Origin of the sequence: Pseudomonas sp. PDM14 (assembly GCF_014851905.1) — a bacterium.
In the GTDB taxonomy this organism is placed as follows: Bacteria; Pseudomonadota; Gammaproteobacteria; order Pseudomonadales; family Pseudomonadaceae; genus Aquipseudomonas.
The window spans coordinates 426,143-452,080 of record NZ_JACVAQ010000001.1 but is presented as its reverse complement, the minus strand read 5'-3'; the positions used below and the strand labels follow the sequence as shown (position 1 = coordinate 452,080).

Here is a 25,938-nt window from a genome sequence, read left to right as displayed (position 1 = left end):
GTTACAGATAACTGGAGGGCGTAATGGCCGGCATTCTTGACTCGGTGGATCAACGAACCCAGCTGGTGGGTGAGAACCGCCTGGAAATCCTCATGTTCCGTCTGGCAGGCAGACAGCTGTTCGCCATCAACGTGTTCAAGGTCCAGGAAGTGTTGCAGCTGCCCAAGCTGACCCTCATGCCGCACCGCCATCCGCATGTCTGCGGGGTGGTCAATCTGCGTGGCCAGACCCTGCCGGTGATCGACCTGTCCCAGGCCATCGGCATGCGTCCGCTGACGCCAGGCGAGAACAGCACCATCATCGTCACCGAATACAACCGGTCGGTGCAGGCGTTCCTGGTCGGAGGGGTGGATCGCATCCTCAACCTGAACTGGGAATCCATCCTGCCGCCACCCGGTGGTGCAGGACGGCAGCACTACCTGACGGCGATCACCAAGGTCGAGGACCAGATCGTCGAGATCATCGACGTGGAGAAGGTGCTGTCCGAGATCGCGCCGATGAGCACCAAGGTGTCCGACGAGAAACTCTCCGACCCGTTGCTGGCCAAGGCGGTAGGGCGCGAGGTGCTGCTGGTCGACGACTCCAATGTGGCGCTCACGCAACTGCGCGACACCCTGTCCCAGCTCGGCATCAAGATGCACATGGCCAGCGATGGCCTGAAAGCGTTGAACATGCTGAAGAAGTGGGCCGACAGTGGCGAGGTGATGACCGACAAGCTGCTGATGATCTTCACCGACGCGGAAATGCCGGAGATGGACGGCTACCGCCTGACCACCGAGATTCGCGAAGACCCGCGTCTGCGCGAGCTGTACGTGGTGCTGCACACCTCGCTGTCCGGCAGCTTCAACGAAGCGATGGTGAAGAAGGTCGGCTGCGACAACTTCCTTTCCAAGTTCCAGCCGGACAAGCTGGTAGACGTCATCCGCGAGCGCCTGAGCCTCGACACTTAAGCCTGTCAGGGCGCCGGGCTCCGTAATCGGGTGGAGGCGCGTTTGCCCGCGGCAGGTGGGTCTTGTAAGTGGGCTGGAGATCCAGCCCGACTCTCATGCTGCATGGCCATGCGAAGCAGGCGTAAAGCACACTCCAGGCGTCTAAGCCTTCCTAGATACCCAGCGCGGCTGGCGCGATGCCGGCGCTGATGGTGCCCCAGCGTCGTCCACCGATGCGCACCGGGGTATAGATGACGAACACGATGGTGCTGGTGCCTGGGATCACAAAGGTGCCCATGCTTAGGTGCTGGCACTGACGTACGCTTTCCATCTCGCTTGCACTCACGGGAATGAAACGCTGGTGCATGCTCTTGGCCGCGTCCACCTGCGGGTTGCCGGTAGGGGGCTGCGAGGCGGCGCTGCGGGCCGCAGGCAGGTAGCCGCGCTCGGTCATCGGCACCAGATAGAGCACGCCATCCTTGCCACCCTGATCCCATTCGTCGAGCAAGGGTTGGATGCGCTTGCGATAGGGTTCGACCCAGCTGACATCGTGTTTCTGTGGGTTGGTGTTGGCGATGGGGCGGTAGTTCTGGTCGAACAGGTCCACACCTGAAGCCTGCAACTCTTCCAGGCGGGCCTCGATCTGATCGCGACGCTGGAACAGCATGTCGGTAATGGCCTCCAGGCGACCACTGCCCAGGCGGAAATTGCACAGCTGTTGCACCAGCAGGTTGGTGGTGTCGCGCATGGTGTCGGCCTGAGCGAAGTTCTGTTTCATGCGCTCGCCGATAGCCAGGCTGAGGTCGCGGATGCGACTGCTGTGCTGGTGGGTTTCATGATTGGTGGCGTTGAGCTCTTCCAGGGCGCTGCTGACCATCAGCAGATCATCGTTGGCTTTCTGGAAGTCATTCACCATGATTTCGAACTGTTCGGTGGCGGTGTTGACCACCGCTCCGGTCGAAGCGCTCTGCTCGATCATGCGCAGGGTCTGTGCGTCCGCGCCGGCCATGGCGCCGGTCATCTCCTCCATCAGCACGCCAATCTGCTGGGCGGCGGTGCCGACTTTCTGCGACAGGTTGCGCACTTCGTCGGCCACTACCGCGAAGCCACGCCCGGCTTCGCCAGCGCGAGCCGCCTCGATGGCCGCATTGAGTGCCAGCATGTTGGTCTGGGTCGCGAAGTCCTGCACGGTGACCAGAATTTCGCGCACCTTGCCGGTGCTGGAGCTGAGTGCCTCGATATTGTTGCGGAAGCCATCCATGGTCTGGTTGACGTCCCGCATCTGGCGGCGAGCATCGCCCAGCTGCTGTTGCGACTGATGCGCCATATCGAGGTTGCGGCTGTTCATGTCGGTGATGCCACCGGTACGCGAGGAAATATCCTGCAGCGCTGTCGTGGTTTGCTCGCTGGCGTGAAAAATCAGGTCGGACAAGCTTTGTTGTTCACCCGCTTCTTGCGCTGCCTGCTCGGATTGCAAGCGGCTGGCGGCGGAGGTTAGGGCGATCTGCAGGCTGTTGTGCTGCAGGCTGGTGATGCTTTGGCGCAACCGGGAGGCCAGGCCCTGCAGACTGGCGCTGCCATCCTGCTCGCTGCCACCTTCGCTGATCGTGCTGAGGTCGATCAACTTGCCATTGATGGTTTCGATTTGCGTGGCCAGCGGGTTGCGTTGAGGCCCCTTGCCCAGGTGCCACGTCAGCAGCAGTAAAGGCAGGGCGAGCAGGCCGGCGACCAGGCGCAGGCTGTTGTCGGCCTGGATCAGAACCGCCGCGAGCAGGATCACCTGGCAGGACAACAATAGAAGAAGAGGTGTGGAAAATGGCAGGCGGGGTGTCTGTGCGGGAGCAGTGGTGAACTGAGAGTCATGCATGGGGTACACCGGAAGTGTTTTTATTGATCTTTTATGTCGCTCAATCTAGCAATTTCGCGATGCTCTAACGTCGATCTTTGGTGCTAATGATCGACTCATACTTTCTATCTACAAGAGGCCATCATGCAACTGTCTGCGCTATACCGCTATCCACTCAAGTCCGCTCGTTATGAAAGCCTCCAACGTGCAGGGGTTGATGCTCTGGGCTTGGTGGGCGATCGACGCTGGATGCTGGTGGACGCGGGAAGCGGGCGCTTTCTGACCCAGCGCCTGCTGCCGCAGATGGGCCGCATCGCCGTGCAGGTGCACGCCGATGACAGCCTGACCCTGACTGCACCAGGGCAGGCGGCGCTGCATGTGCCGCTGCCGGGTGAGGATCAGGACCTGCGCGGGATCACCGTCTGGAGCGACAGCTTCCGCGTGCCGGATGCCGGCGATGCTGCCGCGGCCTGGACCAGTGCGTTGCTCGGTCGGGCCTGCCGCCTGGTGCATGTGCCGGAAAGTCGGGCGCGCCAGGTCGATACGGGGTATGCGCAGCCCGGCGACAAGGTGGCATTCGCCGATGGTTTCCCACTGCTGCTGATCAGCCAGGGCTCGCTGGATGACCTGAGTGCGCGGGTCGGACGGCCGCTGGAAATGCTGCGTTTTCGTCCCAATCTGGTGGTGCAGGGCAGTGCGGCCTATGCCGAAGATGGTTGGAAGCGCATTCGCATCGGTGGCATCGAATTCGATGTGGCCAAGGGCTGCAGTCGCTGTGTGCTGACCACCATCGACCCGTTCACCGGAGAACGGACGGCCGACCGCGAGCCGCTGACGACCCTGAAGACCTACCGCGAGCGCGAGGGTGATGTGTACTTCGGGCAGAACCTGCTGCCGCGCGGCAGCGGCGAGCTGCGCGTCGGCATGCCGGTGGAAGTGCTGGAGTAGGGCATGCGTCAAACAAATAGGGCGCCTCTGGCGCCCTTTTTATGTGCGGTAGAAACGGCTCATGAGTCGGCGGTGCTGCAGCGCGACAGGTGCCGCACGCAGCCGCTCATGAACACCGCCTCACTGGTCGTCGAAGAACCGTTCGTGCCAGTCCACCAGCGGCTGCGGGGCATTGAGCTTTTGCCCGTAGATCACCGAGTAGGACAGCACGTTCTGCACGTACTGGCGGGTTTCGTCGAACGGGATGTTCTCCACCCACACGTCGAAGGCCAGGTGGTCGGCGCCTTTCAGCCACTGACGCACGCGCCCCGGGCCGGCGTTGTAAGCCGCCGAGGCGAGCACGCGGTTACCGTTGAACTGGCCGTGGACCTGGCTCAGGTAAGCGGCGCCGAGCTGGATGTTAGTGTCCGGGTTGAGCACCTGCTGCGGCGAACTGAGTGGAATGCCGAACTTGCGCGCGGTCTCCTTGGCAGTGGCCGGCATCAGTTGCATCAACCCGCTGGCGCCGACGCCGGAGCGCGCGTCGCTCATGAAGGCGCTTTCCTGGCGGGTGATGGCGAACACCCAGCTCGAGTGCAGGCCGCGCAGCTTGGCTTGTTGGGTCAGCGTGCTGCGGTGGGCCATGGGGAAGCGGATGTCGAGGTCGTCCCAGTACTGCGCCTGGCTGATGGTGCGAATCGCCGGGAAGTACCACTGCATGTCATAGGCGAGCTTGGCCTGGGCGACCATTTCGTCGCGGCTGAACAGGCGGCTGACGTGATACCACTCGCGGCGCCCGTCGACGATCTGGCCACGGTCGTGGAACTCCATGGCGCGGCGAATGCCCGCGGTGTTGCGCACCTTCTGGATCAGCTGCGGGTTCATTGCCAGCGGCTTGTGGTTGAGGCTGTAGGGCGCCTCGATGCGGTCGGCGGCGAGGAAGCCGTAGAAGTCACGCTCCTTGGCCAGCGGTTGATAGAGCGCCTGCACCTGCGGGTTCTGCGGTTGCGCCAGCTGCAGGCTGCGCGCCTGCCAGTAGCGCCAGCGGTTGGTGCCGGCCAGTTCGGCGGGCATGCGGCTGGTCAGCTTGTACGCTTCGTCCCAGCGGCCATGACGCAGGAGCAGGCGGGTGCGCCACTCGGACACGGTGTTGTCGCGCAGTTGCGGGTCGTACTGGGCCATGATCTGCAGGGCGCGAATGTCAAAGCGCTTGGCCAAGGTCAGGCCAATTTCGCGGGCGATGGCGACTTTCTCGTCGGCAGAGAACTCCATGCGCTTGGCGTAGCCGTCGAGCAGGCTCAGGGCCTTTTCCGGGTTCTGGCGAGCCAGGCGGCGCAGGCCGAGGCCGACCACATCGGCCATGGCCTGGTCGGCCGGGGTAAAGCGCGCGGTCTGGCTCAGCAGCTCGGGCTTCTGCGCGACTTCCAGCAGTAGTTTGCCCTGTGCATCGAGGCTCGGCAGGCCCTTCACCAGGTAGCTGGCCAGGCCGTAGTTGCGCGCCTCGGCGGCCAGCTTGGCACGTTTCCAGCGGCGCTCCTCGGTCAACTGCCCCTCGGCGCGCCACAGGCTGAACAGGGTGTCGCAGGCCTCGGGCTGGGATTTGCCGACCAGCCAGAGCTTCTCCGTCAGCGCATAGCCTTCGGCCTTCATGCCGTGCTTGAGCTGGTACTGGCCGTACAGGCAGTCCAGTTCGGTGAAGTTGAGCTTGGGGTCGTAATGGTTGAGGAAGGGCTGCCAGTCACCGCGCTCGGCCAGCCAGCGTAGCCAGCGCAGTTTCATCCAGCTGGCCTGCGGCAGGTCGCCATGCTCGGCGAGGAATTTCTCGATCTCGTCGTTGCTCGCCCACTTCAGGCGCGCGGTCAGTTCGTCGTAGGCCAGGTACGGTTCCAGCGGATAGTCACGCAGGGCGCTGGCGTAGCGCTGGTACGGCCCTTTGTCACCCTTGGCCAGGGCACGCTTGGCTTCGTCGTACATCTGGCGCTGCTGGGCCAGGCTGGCGGCCTGGGCGCTGGGGAGGACGGCAGTACAGAGGAACAGGCAGGAAAACAGGCTGAGCAGAGAACGGCGCATGACACTTCCGGGCAGAAAACGTGACAGGTGCGGGCGGGCCGACACCGAGTGCGCCTAGCTTAGCCTTTTGCCGGGCGCAGGCGAAAGCGCGCTGCCGGGCGTGAAACATGATGCATAAATGCCAGCATGATCGGCCGGCAAGTCGGTTAGAATGCCTCCCCGATTTTTTGTAAGTAGCCGTTTACTATGACTCTGCTCAAGTTCACCGATGTCTCCCTGGCGTACGGCGCCATGCCGCTGCTGGATAAGGTGTCCTGGCAGATTGCCCGCGGTGAGCGGGTCTGCATCATCGGCCGCAACGGCACGGGCAAGTCGAGCATGCTCAAGCTGGTCAAGGATGATCAGAAGCCCGATGACGGCAGCATCTGGCGCGCGCCAGGGCTGAAGATTGGCGAGCTGCCCCAGGAATTACCGGTTGCCGACGGGCGGACCGTATTCGATGTGGTTGCCCAGGGCCTCGATGGCGTCGGTGAACTGCTCGCGCAATACCACCACCTGGCGCAGAACTGCGTCACCGAAGATGACCTCGACAAGCTCATGCATGTCCAGCAGGCCCTCGAAGCCCGTGATGGCTGGCGCTTGCAGCAACTGGTCGAAAGCACCCTGAGCCGCCTGCAGTTGCCTGCAGACAAGACCCTGGCCGAATTGTCCGGCGGCTGGCGCCGTCGCGTGCTGCTGGCTCAGGCGCTGGTCAGCGAGCCGGATCTGCTGCTGCTCGACGAGCCGACCAACCACCTAGATATCGGTGCCATTTCCTGGCTGGAAGAGGCGATCAAGGATTTCCAGGGCGCGGTGCTGTTCATCACCCACGACCGCTCATTCCTGCAAAGCCTGGCCACGCGGATTCTTGAGCTGGATCGTGGCGGCCTGATCGACTGGAATGGCGACTACGCCAGCTTCCTGGTGCACAAGGAAGCCGCGTTGGCCGCAGAAGAAACCGCCAATGCGCTGTTCGACAAGAAGCTGGCCCAGGAAGAAGTGTGGATTCGCCAGGGCATCAAGGCGCGCCGCACCCGCAACGAAGGTCGCGTACGTGCCCTCAAGGCCCTGCGTGTCGAGCGCAGTGAGCGCCGCGAGCGTACCGGCAAGGCGTCGATTCAGCTGGACGTGGCGGACAAGTCCGGCAAGCAGGTCATGGTGCTCGAGAACGTCAGCTTCGCGCATCCGGGCGGGCCGCTGCTGATCAAGGATTTCTCCATGGTCTTGCAGCGCGGTGATCGTATCGGCCTGCTCGGCGCCAACGGTACGGGCAAGACCACCCTGCTCAAACTGATGCTCGATGGTCTGCAGCCAACGGCTGGCAAGGTGGAATCGGGCACCAAGATCGAGGTGGCCTATTTCGATCAGCTGCGTCACCAGCTCGAGCTGGAAAAGACCGTGATCGACAACATTTCCGAAGGTCGCGACTTCATCGAGATCGATGGCCAGAACCGCCACGTGCTGAGCTACCTGGGCGACTTCCTGTTCAGCCCGCAGCGTGCTCGCACGCCGGTCAAGGCGCTGTCCGGTGGCGAGCGTGCGCGTCTCCTGCTGGCCAAGCTGTTCAGCAAGCCGGCCAACCTTCTGGTGCTCGACGAACCGACCAACGACCTCGATGTGGAAACCCTGGAGTTGCTCGAAGAGGTGCTGGCGAATTTCTCCGGCACCGTGCTGATGGTCAGTCACGACCGGGCCTTCCTCGATAACGTGGTCACCAGCACCCTGGTGTTCGAGGGTGAGGGGCGCGTGCGCGAGTACGTCGGTGGCTATCAGGACTGGCTGCGCCAGGGTGGCTCGCCGCGCCTGCTCGGCGTTGGCGAAAGCAAATCCGGCAAGGCCGAGCTGGCGACGGCAGTGGTCCCCGCAGCAGCGCCTGTTGAACCCGTGACAGAGGCGGCCCCGGCCGCGAAGAAGAAACTCAGCTACAAGCTGCAGCGCGAGCTGGAAGCCATTCCGGGGCAGATCGACGCCCTCGAGGCCCAGCTGGCAACCGTGCAGGAGCAGATCGCCGATCCGGCGTTTTACCAGCAATCGGCGGACATCACCGCTGCTGCGCTGGCTCGACTGCAAAGCCTGCAAGAAGAACTGGACCAACTGGTGGAGCGTTGGGCCGAACTGGAAGCCTGAGGAAAAAAGCCTGTCGGAGATACGCATGGCGATTGAGTACCGCATCACTCTGGATGACAACCATCAGTTCAGCTACCGGATCGAGCTGGATCGTCAATACGATGCCCAGAGTGCTCAGGAGGCGCCCAAATGGGCGCGCCTGGATAACAATAAATGCAGCAACTGCCCGTTGAGCAAGGACGACTACAGCCACTGCCCGGCGGCGGTGGACCTGCACCGGGTGATCGAGGATTTCCACGGTCTGCCAGCCGTGAAGAAAGCCCAGGTCTGGGTGCGCACACCCGAGCGCGAGTACAACAAGCTGGTCGGGCTGGAGGAGGGGCTGCGCTCGCTACTGGGCGTGATCATGGCCACCAGCAGTTGCCCGGTGCTCGGTCGTCTGCGGCCGATGGCGCAGAACCACCTGCCGTTCGCCAGTAGCCAGGAGTTCATCCTGCGCACCATTTCCCTGTACCTGATGCGCCAGTACTTCAACAACCGGGAGGGGCGCCGTCCGGATTGGGAGCTGAAAGGGCTGGTCAAGCAGTTCCAGCAACTGCAGCTGGTCAATCAGGCGTTCTGGCAGCGCATCCACGACACCTGCGAGGGCGACTCGAACCTGAAGGCCTTTCTGACCTTCTTCTCCATGTCGTCGAGCCTTACCGTATCGCTGGAAACCCAGCTACAGAAGGTCCGTCCGCTGGTGATGAGCGCTGGCGAAGCGATCGAGTGAGCGGCTGTATATAAAGAGTGGGGCGGCTATCCGCCCCATTTTTCACGCGTGTTTCTTCAGGCGGACGGCGAGCACGTCGCAGGGCGCGCCATGCAACACGTCGTTGGCGGTCGAGCCCAGGAGCAGGGCTAGGCCGTGGCGACCGTGGCTGCCGACCACGATCAGGTCGCAACCCTGTTCGCTCACCAGGCGGTGGATTTCCTGGCGCGGCTGGCCGTAGACCAGGTGACGCTGATCGCTGCTCAGTTGTGGGTACTGCGCGGTGAAGCTTTCCAGGCGCTCACGGGCCTGGTCGAATTGCTGTTGTTGCAGCAGTGAAAGGTCCATCGGCACATCACCGCCAAAGGCCATGGCCATCGGCTCGATGATGTGCACCAGGGACGCTCGGGCACCGCTGCTCGCAGCTACTGCCAGGGCCCGCTGCACGACCGGGTGGCATTCATCGGTCAGGTCGACCGCAATCAGAATGTGCTGGTAGGGCATGGGGTGTTCCTCCTTGTGATTGCTCTTCTCGCCAGTATGGCTTTCCCTGCTTCATAACACAGGCTTTTGCCGCAGAGTGACAGATATGACCTGGTGGATCGTGATATTGCTCATCGGCGTGGCGCTGAGCCCGCTGGCCTGGCTGCGCTCTTCGCCGCGCCAGCGCAGGCAGATCGAACTGCGCCTCGCCGCACGGCGCATGGGCCTGGCGATGCAGCTGGCGCAGCAGGAGTGGCCGCACTGGCTGCCGTTCAATCCGCCGGCTCATTGTGCCCAGTATCACCGCGCGCGTCGTGCCGGGCGCAGTGAGATATGGGCCTATTGGCAGGTCTCTCCGGGAGAGTGGCTCAACCAGTGGCGCGAGCCCTGCGCCGATGCGGACGTACTGCCTCATCTGAGCGAGCTGCCCGGCGATGTCTATAAGGTCGAGGCCGGGCGGCAGATGATTGCCCTGTACTGGGGTGAAGGTGGCGACCAGGACGATCTGCAGAAAATTGCCAATGTGCTCACAGAACTGGCGTGACCAACCAGTCTGAAATTGTCCATTCATTAAATGAATAATTCGCGTAAATCCCCTTTTCTTTGCTGGAGGTCACGCGCCGCGCAGCCTGCGGCGACGTGCTGAACAGCTTGCCAGCCGTGGGCTGGCGTTCTGATAGCGCATGCGCCGGGCAGGCAATTGACAACGGCGATCTTTTCGCAGAATGTGTGCGCACCCAAATCAAACGGGCGTATGAATTGAGTGTTTGCCTGAGAAGGCTGCTCCAATACAGTCCGAATATCGCGTCGGCGGGTGTGCCAGGCCGATTGAAGCTATGCTCGACGGCCTGCGCCGTGGGCGAGCCTTCTGGTTGGCTCCGATGTGTACTGTTCAGCTTCCATACCGTGGAGATCAGTTGATGATTTACGAAGGTAAAGCCATCACGGTTAAGGCTCTTGAGGGCGGCATCGTCGAATTGAATTTCGACCTCAAGGGTGAGTCCGTCAACAAATTCAACCGTCTGACACTGAGCGAACTGCGTCAGTCCGTGGACGCCATCAAGGCCGACGGTTCGATCAAGGGCGTAATCGTCAGCAGCGGCAAAGACGTATTCATCGTCGGCGCCGACATCACCGAATTCGTCGACAACTTCAAGTTGCCCGATGAAGAGCTGGTAGCCGGCAACCTCGAAGCCAACAAGATCTTCAGCGACTTCGAAGACCTCAGCGTTCCGACCGTCGTGGCCATCAACGGCATCGCCCTGGGTGGCGGTTTCGAAATGTGCCTGGCTGGCGATTATCGCGTCATGAGCGAAACCGCCAAAGTCGGCCTGCCTGAAGTCAAACTGGGCATCTACCCGGGTTTCGGCGGTACCGTGCGCCTGCCGCGCGTGATCGGTACCGACAACGCCATCGAGTGGATTGCCTCGAGCAAGGAAGCCAAGGCTTCCGACGCCCTGAAAGTAGGCGCGGTCGACGCTGTCGTCGCTCCGGCCAAACTGCAGGAAGCTGCCCTGGACCTGATCAAGCGCGCCATCTCCGGCGAGCTGGACTTCAAGGCCAAGCGTCAGCCCAAGCTGGAAAAGATCAAACTCAACGCCATCGAGCAGATGATGGCCTTCGAAACCGCCAAAGGTTTCGTTGCTGGCCAGGCCGGCCCGAACTACCCGGCTCCGGTCGAAGCGATCAAGAGCATCCAGAAAGCCGCCAACTTCGGCCGTGAGAAAGCGCTGGAAGTCGAGGCCGCCGGCTTCGTCAAACTGGCCAAGACCTCGGTTGCCGAAAGCCTGATCGGCCTGTTCCTGAATGACCAGGAGCTGAAAAAGAAAGCCAAGCAGTACGACGAAATCGCGCGCGACGTGAAACTGGCCGCCGTACTCGGCGCTGGCATCATGGGCGGCGGTATCGCCTACCAGTCGGCTTCCAAGGGCACACCGATCCTGATGAAGGATATCCGTGAAGACGGTATCCAGATGGGCCTGAACGAAGCAGCCAAGCTGCTCGGCAAGCGCGTCGAGAAAGGTCGCATGACCCCGGCGAAGATGGCTGAAGCCCTCAACGCAATTCGCCCGACCATGTCCTACGGTGATTTCGGCAACGTCGACATCGTCGTCGAAGCCGTCGTCGAGAACCCGAAGGTCAAGCAGATCGTTCTGGCCGAAGTCGAAGGCGTGGTGCGTGAAGATGCCATCCTGGCCTCCAACACCTCGACCATCTCCATCAACTTGCTGGCCAAGGCCCTCAAGCGTCCGGAAAACTTCGTCGGCATGCACTTCTTCAACCCGGTACACATGATGCCGCTGGTTGAGGTCATCCGTGGCGAGAAGTCCAGCGAAGTGGCCGTGGCCACCACCGTTGCCTACGCCAAGAAGATGGGCAAGAGCCCGATTGTGGTCAACGACTGCCCGGGCTTCCTGGTCAACCGCGTGCTGTTCCCGTATTTCGGTGGCTTCTCCAAGCTGCTGGGCTTCGGTGTCGACTTCGTGCGTATCGACAAGGTAATGGAGAAGTTCGGCTGGCCGATGGGCCCGGCGTACCTGTCCGACGTGGTCGGTATCGACACTGGTCACCACGGTCGCGACGTCATGGCCGAAGGCTTCCCGGATCGTATGGCCGTTGAAGGCAAGACTGCCGTCGACGTGATGTACGACGCCAATCGCCTCGGTCAGAAGAACGGCAAGGGCTTCTACTCGTACGAAGTAGACAAGCGCGGCAAGCCGAAGAAAGTCTCCGATCCGGTTGCTTACGACCTGCTGAAGTCGATCGTTACCGAGCAGCGGGAAGTGACGGACGAGGACATCATCAACTTCATGATGATCCCGCTGTGCCTGGAAACCGTTCGTTGCCTGGAAGACGGCATCGTCGAGACTGCAGCTGAGGCCGACATGGGCCTGATCTACGGCATCGGCTTCCCGCCCTTCCGCGGTGGTGCGCTGCGTTACATCGACTCCATCGGTGTGGCCGAATTCGTTGCCCTGGCGGACAAGTACGCCGAACTGGGCGCGCTGTACCACCCGACCGCCAAACTTCGCGAAATGGCCAAAAACGGCCAGAAGTTTTTCGGTTAATCGCGCAACGATCAGAGCGAGAGTAGAGATATGAGCCTGAATCCGAGAGACGCAGTCATTGTCGACTTCGGCCGTACCCCGATGGGTCGTTCCAAAGGTGGCATGCACCGCAACACCCGTGCCGAGACCATGTCGGCACACCTGATCAGTGGTGTCCTGGCGCGCAACAGCAAGCTGGACCCGGCTGAAGTAGAAGACGTGATCTGGGGCTGCGTAAACCAGACCCTGGAGCAAGGCTGGAACATCGCGCGCATGGCGTCGCTGATGACCCAGATCCCGCACACCAGCGCTGCGCAAACCGTCAGCCGCCTGTGTGGTTCTTCCATGAGTGCCCTGCACACTGCCGTACAGGCGATCCAGACCGGCAACGGCGACGTGTTCGTGGTTGGCGGCGTGGAGCACATGGGCCACGTCAGCATGATGCACGGCGTGGATCCGAACCCGCACCTGTCCCTGTACGCCGCCAAGGCGTCGGGCATGATGGGGCTGACCGCTGAAATGCTCGGCAAGATGCATGGCATCAGCCGCGAGCAGCAGGATGCCTTCGGTGAGCGCTCTCACCGTCTGGCGCACAAGGCCACCGTCGAAGGCAAGTTCAAGGATGAAATCATCCCGATGCAAGGCTACGACGAGAACGGCTTCCTGAAGGTGTTCGACTACGACGAAACCATTCGTCCGGAAACCACCCTGGAAAGCCTGGCTGCCCTGAAGCCGGCATTCAACCCGAAAGGCGGCACCGTGACTGCAGGTACTTCCTCGCAGATCACCGACGGCGCTTCCTGCATGATCGTCATGTCCGCCCAGCGCGCCCAAGACCTCGGCATCCAGCCGCTGGCCGTGGTTCGTGCCATGGCTGTGCACGGTGTCGATCCGGCGATCATGGGCTACGGCCCGGTGCCATCCACTCAGAAAGCACTGAAACGTGCCGGTCTGACCATGGACGACATCGACTTCGTCGAGCTCAACGAAGCCTTCGCCGCACAAGCTCTGCCAGTGCTGAAAGACCTGAAACTCCTCGACAAAATGGAGCAGAAGGTTAACCTGCACGGCGGCGCCATTGCCCTGGGCCACCCGTTCGGCTGCTCCGGTGCGCGTATCTCCGGCACCCTGTTGAACGTGATGAAGCAGAATGGCGGCACCCTCGGTGTGTCCACCATGTGCATCGGCCTCGGCCAAGGCATCACCACCGTCTTCGAACGCATCTAAGCGATCCGAGATGGAAGAACCGGGGCCTCGTGCCCCGGTTTTTGTTTTTATGCAGCAGATTTATCGGGAGTCGAACCATGCAGGTACAGCCTGGTCTCTATCGTCACTACAAGGGTCCGCATTACCGTGTCTTCGCGGTCGCCCGGCATTCCGAAACGGAAGAGCAGGTGGTGGTCTATCAGGCCCTGTACGGCGAGTTCGGCATGTGGGTGCGACCGCTGGAGATGTTCTGCGGTACGGTCGAAGTGGACGGCGAAAGCTTGCCGCGCTTTGCTTTGATCGAGGCCGAGCCGGCCCGGTTCGGCAAGGATTGAGCACGCCCCGCGCTTGACCTCACCTTGAAGGCCACTATATATAGCGGTGCCTTTATCGGCTCCTCCCGCTTTTACTCTCTCGAATTCAGGAATTTTCCAATCCATGGGCAAATCGCTGGTCATCGTGGAATCCCCGGCCAAGGCCAAGACCATCAACAAGTACCTGGGCAACCAGTACGTGGTGAAGTCGAGCATCGGCCATATCCGTGACCTGCCTACCAGCGGTTCCGCCAGTGCGAACAAGGAACCGGTCAAGCGCGGCAAGGCCGCGGCGGCCGAAGCACCTGCACTGTCGCCCAAGGAAAAGGCCAAACGCCAGCTGGTCGCCCGCATGGGGGTCGACCCTGAGCACGGCTGGAAGGCCAAGTACGAGATCCTTCCCGGGAAGGAGAAGGTGATCGAGGAGCTGCGCCGCCTGGCCAAGGATGCCGACACCATCTATCTCGCAACCGACTTGGATCGCGAGGGGGAGGCCATTGCCTGGCACCTGCGCGAGGCCATTGGTGGTGATGACAGCCGCTACAAGCGCGTGGTGTTCAACGAAATTACCAAGAAGGCGATTCAGGAAGCCTTCTCCAAGCCTGGCGACCTCGATATCAATCGGGTCAACGCGCAGCAGGCGCGGCGTTTCCTTGATCGCGTGGTTGGCTACATGGTCTCGCCACTGCTGTGGCAGAAGATCGCCCGTGGCCTTTCCGCCGGACGCGTGCAGTCAGTCGCGGTGAAGCTGGTGGTCGAGCGCGAGAAGGAAATCCGTGCGTTCGTGCCCGAAGAGTACTGGGAGCTGCACGCGGATCTCGGCACGGCGAAGAACGCCAACGTGCGTTTCGAAGTGGTTCGCGAGAACGGCGAGGCCTTCAAGCCGGTCAACGAAGCCCAGACCATGGCCGCGCTGGAGAAGCTGAAGGCGTCTGCCTACAGCATCGCTAAGCGTGAAGACCGCCCGACCAGCAGCAAGCCGTCGGCGCCGTACATCACCTCGACCCTGCAGCAGGCCGCGAGCAACCGCCTCGGCTTTGGCGTGAAGAAGACCATGATGATGGCCCAGCGTCTCTACGAGGCCGGCTACATCACCTATATGCGTACCGACTCGACCAACCTCTCGGCCGATGCCGTGGAAATGGTGCGTGGCTTCATCGAGAGCGAATACGGCAAGAAGTACCTGCCGGCCAAGGCCAACGTTTACTCGAGCAAGGAGGGCGCCCAAGAGGCGCACGAGGCGATTCGTCCGTCCGACGTCAACCTGCGTCCGACCCAGATCTCCGGCATGGAGCGTGATGCCGAGCGTCTGTACGAGTTGATCTGGCGCCAGTTCGTCGCCTGCCAGATGCCGCCAGCCGAGTACCTGTCGACCAGCGTCACCGTCGCTGCCGGCTCGTTCGAGCTGCGTGCCAAGGGCCGTATCCTCAAGTTCGACGGCTACACCCGTGCGCAGCCGCAGCAGAGCAAACCGGGTGAGGACGATGTCCTCCCGGATATGAGCGAAGGCGAGGCGCTGAAGCTGATCAAGCTCGATCCGAGCCAGCATTTCACCAAGCCGCCTGCGCGCTTTTCCGAAGCCAGCCTGGTCAAGGAGCTGGAGAAACGCGGTATCGGCCGTCCGTCCACCTATGCGGCGATCATCTCGACCATTCAAGAACGTGGTTACGTAACGGTGCAGAACCGCCGCTTCTACGCCGAAAAGATGGGTGACATTGTCACCGAGCGCCTCAACGAAAGCTTTTCCAACCTGATGGACTACGGCTTTACCGCCGGCATGGAAGAGCATCTAGATGACGTGGCGCAGGGCGAGCGTGACTGGAAGCACCTGCTCGACGAGTTCTATGGCGACTTCAAGAAGAAGCTCGAGGTGGCCGAGGTCGCCGACAGCGGCATGCGCGCCAACCAGCCGACGCTGACCGACATCGCCTGCCGTGAGTGTGGCCGGCCGATGATGATCCGTACCGCGTCCACTGGCGTGTTCCTCGGCTGCTCGGGCTATGCGCTGCCACCGAAGGAGCGCTGCAAGGCGACCATCAACCTGATTCCCGGTGACGAGATCGCGGCGGATGACGAAGGTGAATCCGAGTCGCGCGTACTGCTCAACAAGCACCGTTGCCCGATCTGTGCCACGGCGATGGATGCCTATCTGCTGGATGAGACCCGCAAGTTGCACATCTGTGGCAACAACCCGGACTGCTCGGGCTACGAGATCGAGCAGGGCCAGTACCGCATCAAGGGCTACGAAGGCCCGAGCCTTGAGTGCGACAAGTGCGGCAGCGAGATGCAGCTCAAGACCGGCCGCTTCGGCAAGTTCTTCGGCTGCACCAACCCGACCTGCAAGAACACCCGCAAGTTGCTGCGCAGCGGCGAAGCTGCACCGCCGAAGATGGATGCGGTGAAGATGCCCGAGCTCAAGTGCGAGAAGGTCGACGATACCTACGTCCTGCGTGACGGCGCCTCTGGCCTGTTCCTCGCGGCCAGCCAGTTCCCGAAGAACCGCGAAACCCGTGCGCCGCTGGTGCTCGAGCTGATTCCGCACAAGGATGAGATCGATCCCAAGTACCACTTCCTGCTGGATGCGCCGAAGAAAGACCCGGAAGGCCGTCCGGCGGTTATCCGCTACAGCCGCAAGACCAAGGAGCAGTATGTGCAGAGTGAGGTGGACGGTAAGCCCACCGGCTGGCGTGCATTCTTCTCCGGTGGCAAGTGGAAGGTAGAAACCAAGGGCTGACCGAGTCGGCATGCATGGTCGCAGAGACCGTGCATGCCAGGACTGCCCAGAGTCGTAGCGAGGGTGTTGCCATGGCGCACGAGCTGTATACCCGTACCAATCAAAAGATCTACTTCGCCGGTCTGGCGCTGGACAACCTGCGCAAGGTTGAAGAGGGCCAGGCGATGAGCTCGCCCGGTCAGGCACAGGCTGAGCGTGAAACCGCGCTCTTTCACCTGTATGGCGCGCTGCTCGGCATCTGCCACGAGGTTGCCGGCTATTACCGCACCGCCGAGGCTAGTGCGCCGCGGGTCGAGCTGTTACTCAATCAGGTGGCGTTACAGGCTTCGCCAAGCCCGGAGATTGCTGAGCTGGTGGAGATGGCGCAGCAGTCGGAAACCTGGCTGGCTCAACTGCTTGCGGCATACGCCGCCCTGTTTGTACCGCCCGCTGCACCGAAGACGGCGAAGGTCGATCCGACGCTGCCGCTGATTCAGGCCGTTAGCCTGGCTGATGAAGAGCCCGCGTTGTCGCGGGAAACGATGGAAGCGTGGCGCCAGCAACTCAAGCAGTTGGCCCTGCGTTTCCGTGAGTCGCTCAGCGAGTGCTGAGCCTGGAAGGATGGATGGGCAGCGGCTGCCCTGATCTGACTGTTACACTAGCCGCCTGATTGGAGACCCCGCATGCCTACATCCTTCCTGGAAATTGTCGAGCTTCCCGATGGGCGCATTGCGCTGCGTCGTGCGGAGGATGAGGAAACCCTGGTGACCCTGGATTTCTCGGCAGACGCCAAGGCGTTCCTGCAGGGCCATCATGTCGAAGTGGCCAAGGCCATGCTCAATGTTGGTGTGCAGATGGCGGGGCGCCTGGCCGAAGGCGAAACGGATCAGGATGATCAGCCGCGCGTACTGCACTGATCGTCGTACGCATTCTCAGGCTGATTCATTGGCTGCCTAGCAACTTTCAGTCAGTCTCTCTCCGCAGTCGGCCTTCTTTCAATCCAGACGGATATTCAGACTTTGTGCACTGCCCAGGCGGGCAGCGCTGCTCAGGCTTTTGCGCTGTCCGGGTTGCAGGTCGAGCCAGCTGACCACGGTGTGGCTGCGGCCCAGACGCAATGCCTCACCAGCCAGCTCCATGGCGCTTTGCTCAGTGCGTGGTTGCAGAACCAGCAGGCGGTCGAGGTTGAGGCCGACGCTACGCAACCAGGCTGTGGTCAGGCTGGCGGGCGGCGCGATCAGCGTTAGCCAGCGCGCATCCTGATTCTGGCTGAGTTCGCGCAGCACCGGGCCCAGTAGCAGGCGGCAGTGCCCGGCGGAGCCGCTGAGGCTCATTTCGCTGAAGCACTCGGGCTCCTCTATCCAGGCCGGCAACTCAAGCGTGTCGACCAGCAGCGGCACCATGTTCTGCCCCAGGAAAGCTTCAAACAGCGGAAGTTGCGAACGGTTCAGCGACTGCGGGAACTGCATGAAACTCTCCTTACTACTTGATGGCGGGTCACGTTAGCGGCGAATGACGCCGACGCTCAGGCCTTCGATGATCAAATCCTGTTCTTCAAGATCGATTTCGATTGGGGCGAAGTCCGGGTTCTCGGCGATCAGCTGGACCTTGTTACCGGTGCGCTGGAAGCGTTTGACCGTGACCTCATCGTCGATGCGCGCCACCACGATCTGGCCGTTACGGGCCTCGCGCGTGGTGTGGACTGCCAGCAGATCGCCGTCGAAGATGCCGATGTCCTTCATGCTCATGCCGCGCACGCGCAACAAGTAGTCGGCGCGGGGTTGGAAAAAGCCCGGGTTGATCTGGCAGGATTCCTCGACATGCTGCTGAGCGAGGATCGGTGCGCCAGCTGCAACGCGGCCGATGATCGGCAGGCCTTCCTCTTCGCTCGCTTCCGGTTCATAGCCGGGAATGCGAATGCCGCGGGAGGCTCCTGGGGTCATCTCGATTGCGCCTTTACGGGCCAGTGCCTTGAGATGTTCTTCAGCTGCGTTGGGGGATTTGAATCCCAGCTTCTGGGCGATTTCTGCTCGGGTCGGCGGATAACCGTTGTCTTCCAGGCAGGACTTGATGAAGGCGAGGATCTCAGCTTGGCGGGGCGTTAGTTTGAGCATGGTCGTCATCTGTCTTTTTATACAGTTGCTGTGATTATATACAGTGAATGTCCACTGGCAACCATTCTTTTCTGTGGCCTTAAGCGGCAAAGAAAGCGGTACCGCGGCTTTGGTGGTTAAATGTGACCAGTCAGCCATGAACGGGCCTGCCAGACTTGACAGGGCAGCAGGCTGAAACGTATGTTTCAAACAAGTGTTTGTCTGGTGGAAATCTCATGGCGCAGTCAGAAACTGTTGAGCGCATTCTTGATGCTGCAGAGCAGTTGTTCGCGGAAAAAGGCTTTGCCGAAACGTCGTTACGCCTGATTACCAGCAAGGCCGGGGTCAACCTGGCGGCGGTCAATTATCACTTCGGGTCGAAGAAGGCCCTGATCCAGGCGGTGTTCTCACGCTTCCTCGGTCCATTCTGCGTCAGTCTCGAGCGTGAGCTGGATCGTCGCCAGGCCAAGCCCGAGAGCAAGGCGAGCCTGGAAGAGCTTCTGGAAATGCTGGTCGAGCAGGCGCTGGCGGTTAAGCCGCGCAGCGGCAACGACCTGTCCATCTTCATGCGTTTGCTGGGCCTGGCTTTCAGTCAGAGCCAGGGCCACCTGCGGCGCTATCTGGAAGACATGTACGGCAAGGTATTTCGCCGCTATCTGGTATTGCTGCACGAGGCCGCCCCGCGCATTCCGCCGCTGGAGTTGTTCTGGCGTGTGCACTTCATGCTCGGCGCTGCATCTTTCAGCATGTCCGGGATCAAGGCCTTGCGTGCCATCGCGGAAACCGATTTCGGCGTGGATACCTCAATCGAGCAGGTTATGCGCTTGATGGTGCCGTTTCTGGCCGCAGGCATGCGCTCGGAAACCGGTGTCAGCGACGAAGCGCTGGCCTCCGCGCAACTGCGTCCCCGCACCAAGGCTGCTGCAAAAGCCTGAGCCGCCCTGTGCCCGAGCGGGCTGATCGGCTAAGCTAGCCGCCCATGCGCCCGCTCGATTTCCTGCATATCTCCATCGCTGACCAGTGCCTGTACGGCTTCGCCGGCGGGCAGCTGTCATTGCGTCTGCCGGTTTCCACGGCGCTGAATGGCCCAGGTGAGCAGAGTGGTTCGAACTGCACACCGCGCGGCCGGCACCAGGTCCGGGTGAAGATCGGCGAGGGTCTGCCGCTCGGTGCGGTGCTGCGCGGGCGGCGCTGGACCGGCGAAGTCTGGTCTACCGCGCTCGCCGAGCAATTCCCCGGGCGTGACTGGATCCTCAGCCGCATTCTCTGGCTCAGTGGCTGCGAACCCGGGCGCAACCGCCTGGGCCAGGTCGATACCTTTCGCCGCTACATCTACCTGCACGGCACGCCCGAGAGCGAGCCGATGGGCGTGCCGCTTTCCCATGGCTGCGTGCGCCTGCGCAACGCCGACCTGCTGCACCTGTTTCCCCGCGTACCGCTGCACTGCGCAGTGCTCATCGATGAAGCGCCTTGCCCCGAGTGGGCGGTGGCCGACCTCGCTTAAGGAACTCCTGTGACGACTCCCTTGTTTGGCTCGCTGATGCTGGATGTGCAGGGCACCTGGCTGACAGCCGAAGACCGCCAAATCCTGCGCCAGCCGGAAGTGGGCGGGTTGATCCTGTTTGCTCGCAATATCGAAGACCCCCGCCAGGTGCGCGATCTTTCTGCTGCGATTCGTGCCGTGCGCCCCGATCTGCTACTGGCTGTGGACCAGGAAGGCGGGCGCGTGCAGCGCTTGCGCCAGGGCTTCGTGCGCCTGCCGGCGATGCGCGCCCTGGCCGACAATGACAACGCCGAGTACCTGGCCGAGCAGTGTGGCTGGCTGATGGCCACCGAGGTGCTGGCGGTCGGTCTGGACCTGAGTTTCGCCCCGGTGCTGGACCTCGACTATCAGCGCAGCGCGGTGGTCGGTAGCCGCAGTTTTACCGGTGACGGCGAACTGGCCTGTACACTGGCTGGCGCTTTCATCCGTGGCATGGCTGCGGCCGGTATGGCCGCGACCGGCAAGCACTTCCCCGGGCATGGCTGGGCCGAGGCGGATTCGCACGTGGCGATCCCGGTCGACGAGCGCAGCCTGGACGACATCCGCGCCAACGACCTGCTGCCATTCCAGCGCCTGGGGGCGCGGCTGGCGGCCATCATGCCGGCGCATGTGATCTATCCGCAGGTGGACGAGCGTCCAGCCGGTTTTTCGCGTCGCTGGCTGCAGGACATCCTGCGCGGCGAACTGGGCTTCCAGGGTGTGATCTTCAGCGACGACCTGTCCATGGCCGGCGCCCACGTGGTGGGTGACGCTGCCAGCCGCATAGAGGCAGCGCTGACGGCGGGCTGCGACATGGGCCTGGTGTGCAACGATCGCGCCTCGGCCGAGCTGGCGCTGAGCGCCCTGCAACGCCTCAAGGTGCAGCCGCCCAAGGGGCTGGCGCGTATGCGTGGCCAGGGCTTCGCCACCACCGAGTACCGCCAGCAACCCCGCTGGCTGGCCGCGATCAGCGCCTTGCGCGCTGCGCAGCTGATCGACTGAATCGCTCAAGGAATCACGCATGACTGTTCACGCCATCATCGGCGGTACTGGCCTCACCCAGCTGGAAGGGCTGACCCTGCACGAAGCGCTGCAGCTGGATACGCCGTATGGCCCGACTTCGGCACCAATCCTGCGCGGCAGCTATGCCGGCCGCGATGTGCTGTTCCTCGCCCGCCACGGCCACCCGCATCGCATCGCGCCGCACCAGGTCAACTACCGCGCCAATCTCTGGGCGCTCAAACAGGCTGGGGCGGAGGCAATCATCGCGGTCAACGCGGTCGGTGGTATCCATGCGGCGATGGGCAGCGGCCATCTTTGTGTAGCGCACCAGATCATCGACTACACCTGGGGCCGCGAGCATACCTATTTCGCTGGTGACGACCTCGAGCAGGTGACGCACATCGACTTCAGCTACCCCTACGACGAAGCGCTGCGCGGCAAGCTGAACGCCGTCCTGCAGGCGCTCGATTATGCGCACAGCAGCCACGGCGTGTACGGCGCGACCCAGGGCCCGCGTCTGGAAACGGTGGCCGAGATTGCGCGGATGGAGCGCGATGGCTGCGACATCGTCGGCATGACCGGCATGCCCGAGGCGGCCCTGGCGCGCGAGCTGGAGCTGCCCTATGTCTGCCTGGCGCTGGTGGTCAATCCGGCGGCGGGCAAGTCCAGCGGCATCATCACCATGGCCGAGATCGAGCAGGCGCTGCTCGACGGCATCGGCCGGGTGAAGGCGGTTCTGGCCGGCGTGCTCAGCGCCTGAGAACCTTTCACGATCTCCTGGCTTTCGGTCATACCGCGTTAAAAACGGCCTCGAATGCGAGCCCAGTCGGAATGCTCATTTACAACCCGTAAACTCCGCTTCCTCGCCGTTTTTGCGGGGGAGCCTAGCCCTTGTCTGACTCTAATCCAGAAGATCGTGAACAGGTTCTGAGATCGAAAAGCCCAGAAAAAAGCCCCGCAGTGCGGGGCTTTTTCATTTCACCAGCGATTACAGCGGGTTGACCTTGATCAGCATGCCCAGGCTGCCGTGGTCCAGGTAGGTCAGCTCGCCGTTCTTCAGGCGACTGCGCTGCTTGATGCGCTCGCTGCCAGTGAGCAGGGCGTCGCCGTCGAACTGGTTGACCCAGATGTCGGCGTCGATATCGACCAGGCGCTCCTGCTGGCTGAAGGCGATCACGCCTTCCACCGGGTAGTGGCCGAACTGCTCGTTGCCGACGTTGATCGCGGCCTTGTTCGGCACCGGGGTCAGGGTTTGCGACCAGGCCTTGTGCAGCAGCACCTGGTAGCCGGCGCCCGGGTTGAGCTTGGCGGCGGCATCGTCCAGCGCGGTGCCGCGCTCGCTGCCCGTGATCGGTTGCGAGCCCACGGCCCAGTCGTCCGGGGCCGGCTGGCTGGCGACGATGGGCTCGCCGGCCTGGCGGAACACGATCACTTCGATCTGGTACAGCGCATCGGCGAAGGCGGACGGGGCCAGCAGGCAGAGCAGCAGGGGAAGGTGGCGAAGCACACGCATTGGGTCAGTCCTTTAAGCGGATTGCGTTAGTAGACGCTCGAACAGGGCTTCGAGTGTATTGAATCGTTCTTCCGGGCGCTCCATCGGCACCTGGAATTTGAATTGGGTGGCGCCTTCGAACTTGTAGCGCTTGGGCTGGGCCTGGATCAGCTTGATCAGCGTCAGCGGGTCGACGCAGGTGTCCTGGGCGAATTCCAGGCGGCCGCCTTGCGGGCCGGCGTCGACCTTCTTGATACCTAGCTTCTCGGCCTGCAGTTTGAGCAGGGTGATACGCACCAGGTTCTTGGTCGGCTCGGGGAGCAGGCCAAAGCGGTCGATCATCTCCACCTGCAGTTCCTTCAGGCCATCTTCGTCGGCGGCGTTAGCGATGCGCTTGTAGAGAATCAGGCGCGCATGCACGTCGGGCAGGTAGTCGTCGGGGATCAGCGCCGGCACGCGCAGGTTGATCTCCGGGCCACCGCCGAGCGGCTGGTCGAGGTTGGGCTGCTCGCCCTTGCGGATGGCCTTCACTGCGCGTTCGAGCATTTCCATGTAGAGGGTGAAGCCGACTGCCTGGATCTGCCCGCTCTGACCGTCGCCGAGCAGTTCGCCAGCGCCGCGGATTTCCAGGTCGTGAGTGGCCAGGACGAAGCCGGCACCGAGGTCCTGGGCGTTGGAAATGGCCTCGAGGCGCTTCTGCGCGTCATCGGTCAGTTGCTTGCGTGGCGGCGTCAGCAGGTAGGCGTAGGCCTGGTGGTGGCTACGGCCGACGCGGCCTCGCAACTGGTGCAACTGGGCCAGGCCGAACTTGTCGGCGCGCTCGATGATGATGGTGTTGGCGCTCGGCACGTCGATACCGGTCTCGATGATGGTCGAGGCGATCAGCACGTTGAAGCGCTTGTGGTAGAAGTCGCTCATCACCTGTTCGAGGTCGCGTTCGCGCATCTGCCCGTGGCCGATGCCGATGCGCGCCTCGGGCACCAGTTCGGCGAGGTCGGCGGCGCACTTCTCGATAGTCTTCACGTCGTTGTGCAGGTAGTACACCTGGCCGCCGCGCAGCAATTCGCGCAGCAGCGCTTCCTTGATCGTCGGGTTGTTCTGCTCCATGACGAAGGTGCGCACCGACAGGCGCCGCGCCGGTGGCGTGGCGATGATCGACAGGTCGCGCATGCCGGCCACGGCCATGTTCAACGTGCGCGGGATCGGCGTGGCGGTCAGGGTAAGGATGTCCACCTCGCTGCGCAGGGCCTTGAGCTGCTCCTTCTGGCGTACGCCAAAGCGGTGCTCCTCATCGATGATGCACAGGCCCAGGTCCTTGAAGCGCACGTCGTCCTGCAGCAGTTTGTGGGTGCCGATGACGATGTCGATCTTGCCCTCGGCCAGCTTGGCCACGGCATCGTTGACTTCCTTGGCCGATTTGAAACGGCTCATTACCTCGACCGTCACCGGCCAGTCGGCGAAGCGGTCGCGGAAGCTGTTGTAGTGCTGCTGGGCGAGCAGGGTGGTCGGCACCAGCACGGCGACCTGGCGGCCACTGTGCACGGCGATGAAGGCGGCGCGCATGGCCACCTCGGTCTTGCCGAAGCCGACATCGCCGCAGATCAGGCGGTCCATCGGTTTGGGCGCGAGCATGTCGGCCTGCACGGCTTCGATGGCGGTCTGCTGATCCGGGGTTTCCTCGAACGGGAAACCGGCGCTGAAGGTGGCGTAGTCGGCCAGCGGGTCCTTGAAGGCATAGCCTTCGCGGGCGGCGCGGCGGGCGTAGATATCGAGCAGCTCGGCGGCCACGTCGCGCACCTGTTCGGCGGCCTTGCGCTTGGCCTTTTGCCAGGTCTCCGAGCCCAGACGGTGCAATGGGGCGAGGGCGTCGTCGCTGCCGGTGTAGCGGGCGATCAGGTGCAGGCTGGCGACCGGCACGTAGAGCTTGGCCTCCTCGGCGTACTGCAGGGCGAGGAACTCGGCGGTCTGGCCTTCGATCTCCAGGGTGATCAGGCCGAGGTAGCGGCCGACACCGTGGTCGATGTGCACCACCGGCGCGCCCTCGCGCAGCTCGGTGAGGTTCTTGATCACGTTGTCGCCGCCATCGCGCGATTTCTCGCGGCGGCGGCGCTGCATCACGCGCTGGCCGAACAGCGGGCTTTCGGCGATCAGGGCGATGTCGTCGAGCAGCAGCCCTTCGTCGAGCGGGGCGATGGTGATCGCCAGGCGCGCCTTGCTCGCGGTGAATTCCGGCCAGCCGCTAACTTCCTGCGGCTTGAGCTTGAGGCGGGCGAGCAGCTCCAGCAGCACCTCGCGGCGCCCGGCCGACTCGGCGCAGAACAGCACCCGGCCTGAATATTCCTCGATGAAACGGCGCAGTGTGGCGAGCGGTTCGCTGGCCTTGGCCTGGATCGCCAGGTCGGGCAGGGCGCTGGCGTTGAAACGCTCGCTGCCGACGCCGACCTCGATGTCCTGCTGGCTGACCACCACGCGCGGCCAGTTCTTCAGGCGGCCGAAGCAGTCGTCGACCGGCAGGAAGATGTCGGCCGGCGGCAGCAATGGCCGCTCGGGGTCGACGCGGCGGTCTTCGTAGCGATTGCGCGCATCGCTCCAGAATTGCTCGGCGGCCTTCTCGATGCCGGGCAGGGAGAATACCTGGGTGTCCTGCGGCAGGTAGTCGAAGAGGGTGGCGGTCTGCTCGAAGAACAGCGGCAGGTAGTACTCGATGCCGGCCGGGGTGATGCCGGTGGAGAGGTCCTGGTAGATCGGGCAGCGCCGGAAATCGACGTCGAAACGCTCGCGGAAGCGGCCGCGGAAGTCGGTGACGGATTTCTTGTCCAGCGGAAACTCGCGGGCCGGCAGCAGGCGGATCGACTCGACCTTGTCCACCGAGCGCTGGGTTTCCGGGTCGAAGGTGCGCAGCGTCTCGATCTCGTCGTCGAACAGGTCGATGCGAAACGGCGTGTCGCTGCCCATCGGGAACAGGTCGATCAGCGCGCCGCGCACGGCGAATTCGCCATGCTCATAAACGGTGTCGACGCAGCGGTAGCCGGCGGCCTCCAGGCGGGCGCGCATTTCCTCGACGTCGAGGGTCTGGCCGACATCGAGCACCAGGCCCGAACCGAGCAGAAAGCGCGTTGGCGCGATGCGATGCAGGGCGGTGCTGATCGGTACCACCAACACGCCGTGCTTGAGCTGCGGCAGGCGGTAAAGGGCGGCGATACGCTGGGAAATGATGTCCTGGTGCGGCGAAAACAGGTCGTACGGCAGGGTTTCCCAATCGGGGAAGTGCAGCACCGGCAGGTCCGGGGCGAAGAACGCCAGCTCTTCCTGCAGGCGCTCGGCGCTCTGGCTGTCGGCCGTCAGCAGCAGGGTGAAGCGTTTGGCGGCGCTGGCCGCTTCGGCGATCGCCAGGCTAAGCGCGGCACCGGGCAGATTGCCCCAGTGTTGCTTGCCTGCGGAGGCGGGTAATGTGGGAAGGCGCAATACGGACGCGGGCAAAGGTGGCTCCGGTCGGG

22 protein-coding genes are annotated in these 25,938 nt (G+C 62.8%); 15 read left to right on the top strand and 7 right to left on the bottom strand.

Annotated features, from left to right (window positions below; translation table 11 throughout):
• Window positions 1-23 precede the first annotated feature (23 nt).
• Window positions 24-950, top strand: coding sequence for a chemotaxis protein CheV (locus tag IB229_RS01990; protein WP_192324445.1), 927 nt, complete (start codon window positions 24-26; stop codon window positions 948-950).
• Between the two features lie 151 nt (window positions 951-1,101).
• Here IB229_RS01990 and IB229_RS22160 read toward each other — a convergent pair whose 3' ends face one another.
• Window positions 1,102-2,190 (bottom strand): methyl-accepting chemotaxis protein, encoded by a 1,089-nt coding sequence (locus IB229_RS22160; protein WP_412547781.1) that lies wholly within the window; start codon window positions 2,188-2,190, stop codon window positions 1,102-1,104.
• A 726-nt stretch (window positions 2,191-2,916) separates the two neighbouring features.
• Here IB229_RS22160 and IB229_RS01980 point away from each other — a divergent pair.
• Entirely contained in the window at window positions 2,917-3,723 is an 807-nt protein-coding gene (locus IB229_RS01980) for an MOSC domain-containing protein (protein ID WP_192329193.1), read from the top strand.
• 120 nt (window positions 3,724-3,843) lie between these two features.
• Here the strand turns inward: IB229_RS01980 and IB229_RS01975 are convergent, their stop codons facing one another.
• The gene (locus IB229_RS01975; RefSeq protein ID WP_192324441.1) at window positions 3,844-5,772 is read right to left on the bottom strand and encodes a transglycosylase SLT domain-containing protein; all 1,929 of its coding nucleotides are present in this window, start codon (window positions 5,770-5,772) and stop codon (window positions 3,844-3,846) included.
• A gap of 186 nt (window positions 5,773-5,958) precedes the next feature.
• On the opposite strand from IB229_RS01975, the gene IB229_RS01970 reads away from it, so the two are divergent.
• Window positions 5,959-7,878, top strand: coding sequence for an ATP-binding cassette domain-containing protein (locus IB229_RS01970; RefSeq protein WP_192324439.1), 1,920 nt, complete (start codon window positions 5,959-5,961; stop codon window positions 7,876-7,878).
• A gap of 25 nt (window positions 7,879-7,903) precedes the next feature.
• Window positions 7,904-8,590: a DUF6901 family protein gene (locus IB229_RS01965; protein ID WP_192324437.1), complete on the top strand. Its 687-nt coding sequence runs from the start codon at window positions 7,904-7,906 to the stop codon at window positions 8,588-8,590.
• 42 nt (window positions 8,591-8,632) lie between these two features.
• On the opposite strand, the gene IB229_RS01960 is transcribed toward IB229_RS01965, so the two are convergent.
• Window positions 8,633-9,073, bottom strand: coding sequence for a universal stress protein (locus tag IB229_RS01960; protein ID WP_192324436.1), 441 nt, complete (start codon window positions 9,071-9,073; stop codon window positions 8,633-8,635).
• 85 nt (window positions 9,074-9,158) lie between these two features.
• On the opposite strand from IB229_RS01960, the gene IB229_RS01955 reads away from it, so the two are divergent.
• The 7 genes from IB229_RS01955 (at window position 9,159) to IB229_RS01925 (ending at window position 17,249) form a co-directional block, all read left to right on the top strand.
• On the top strand, window positions 9,159-9,596 hold the full coding sequence (locus tag IB229_RS01955; RefSeq protein WP_192324434.1) for a hypothetical protein: 438 nt from the start codon (window positions 9,159-9,161) through the stop codon (window positions 9,594-9,596).
• Window positions 9,597-9,972: 376 nt separating this feature from the next.
• Entirely contained in the window at window positions 9,973-12,120 is a 2,148-nt protein-coding gene (fadB, locus tag IB229_RS01950; RefSeq protein ID WP_192324432.1) for a fatty acid oxidation complex subunit alpha FadB, read from the top strand.
• Between the two features lie 30 nt (window positions 12,121-12,150).
• Window positions 12,151-13,326, top strand: a complete 1,176-nt coding sequence (fadA, locus tag IB229_RS01945; RefSeq protein ID WP_192324430.1) for an acetyl-CoA C-acyltransferase FadA — start codon at window positions 12,151-12,153, stop codon at window positions 13,324-13,326.
• Between the two features lie 77 nt (window positions 13,327-13,403).
• A complete protein-coding gene (locus IB229_RS01940; RefSeq protein ID WP_192324428.1) occupies window positions 13,404-13,640 on the top strand; it encodes a DUF1653 domain-containing protein in 237 nt (78 codons plus the stop codon).
• 103 nt (window positions 13,641-13,743) lie between these two features.
• Window positions 13,744-16,353, top strand: a complete 2,610-nt coding sequence (topA, locus tag IB229_RS01935) for a type I DNA topoisomerase (protein ID WP_192324426.1) — start codon at window positions 13,744-13,746, stop codon at window positions 16,351-16,353.
• A gap of 71 nt (window positions 16,354-16,424) precedes the next feature.
• Window positions 16,425-16,943 (top strand): DUF6586 family protein, encoded by a 519-nt coding sequence (locus IB229_RS01930; RefSeq protein ID WP_192324424.1) that lies wholly within the window; start codon window positions 16,425-16,427, stop codon window positions 16,941-16,943.
• Window positions 16,944-17,015: 72 nt separating this feature from the next.
• Entirely contained in the window at window positions 17,016-17,249 is a 234-nt protein-coding gene (locus tag IB229_RS01925) for a hypothetical protein (RefSeq protein ID WP_192324422.1), read from the top strand.
• A 78-nt stretch (window positions 17,250-17,327) separates the two neighbouring features.
• On the opposite strand, the gene sulA is transcribed toward IB229_RS01925, so the two are convergent.
• Complete coding sequence (gene sulA, locus IB229_RS01920) at window positions 17,328-17,801, bottom strand: SOS-induced cell division inhibitor SulA (protein ID WP_192324420.1); 474 nt, start codon at window positions 17,799-17,801, stop codon at window positions 17,328-17,330.
• A 33-nt stretch (window positions 17,802-17,834) separates the two neighbouring features.
• Window positions 17,835-18,446: a transcriptional repressor LexA gene (lexA, locus tag IB229_RS01915; RefSeq protein ID WP_192329191.1), complete on the bottom strand. Its 612-nt coding sequence runs from the start codon at window positions 18,444-18,446 to the stop codon at window positions 17,835-17,837.
• 215 nt (window positions 18,447-18,661) lie between these two features.
• Between lexA and IB229_RS01910 the strand changes: the two genes are divergently transcribed.
• Genes IB229_RS01910 through IB229_RS01895 form a run of 4 tightly spaced genes read left to right on the top strand, consistent with a single transcriptional unit; the run spans window position 18,662 to window position 21,709 of the window.
• Window positions 18,662-19,360: a TetR/AcrR family transcriptional regulator gene (locus IB229_RS01910; protein ID WP_192329189.1), complete on the top strand. Its 699-nt coding sequence runs from the start codon at window positions 18,662-18,664 to the stop codon at window positions 19,358-19,360.
• A 44-nt stretch (window positions 19,361-19,404) separates the two neighbouring features.
• Window positions 19,405-19,929, top strand: a complete 525-nt coding sequence (locus tag IB229_RS01905; protein WP_192324418.1) for a L,D-transpeptidase — start codon at window positions 19,405-19,407, stop codon at window positions 19,927-19,929.
• A gap of 21 nt (window positions 19,930-19,950) precedes the next feature.
• Window positions 19,951-20,949, top strand: coding sequence for a beta-N-acetylhexosaminidase (nagZ, locus tag IB229_RS01900; RefSeq protein WP_192329187.1), 999 nt, complete (start codon window positions 19,951-19,953; stop codon window positions 20,947-20,949).
• A 19-nt stretch (window positions 20,950-20,968) separates the two neighbouring features.
• Window positions 20,969-21,709: an S-methyl-5'-thioinosine phosphorylase gene (locus tag IB229_RS01895; protein WP_192324416.1), complete on the top strand. Its 741-nt coding sequence runs from the start codon at window positions 20,969-20,971 to the stop codon at window positions 21,707-21,709.
• 228 nt (window positions 21,710-21,937) lie between these two features.
• On the opposite strand, the gene IB229_RS01890 is transcribed toward IB229_RS01895, so the two are convergent.
• Together IB229_RS01890 and mfd are read right to left on the bottom strand one after the other, a co-directional pair.
• Window positions 21,938-22,462 carry a CsiV family protein gene (locus IB229_RS01890; RefSeq protein WP_192324414.1) on the bottom strand — a complete coding sequence of 175 codons (525 nt, stop codon included), beginning with the start codon at window positions 22,460-22,462 and terminating at the stop codon, window positions 21,938-21,940.
• 12 nt (window positions 22,463-22,474) lie between these two features.
• Window positions 22,475-25,921, bottom strand: coding sequence for a transcription-repair coupling factor (gene mfd, locus IB229_RS01885; RefSeq protein WP_192324412.1), 3,447 nt, complete (start codon window positions 25,919-25,921; stop codon window positions 22,475-22,477).
• Window positions 25,922-25,938 lie beyond the last annotated feature (17 nt).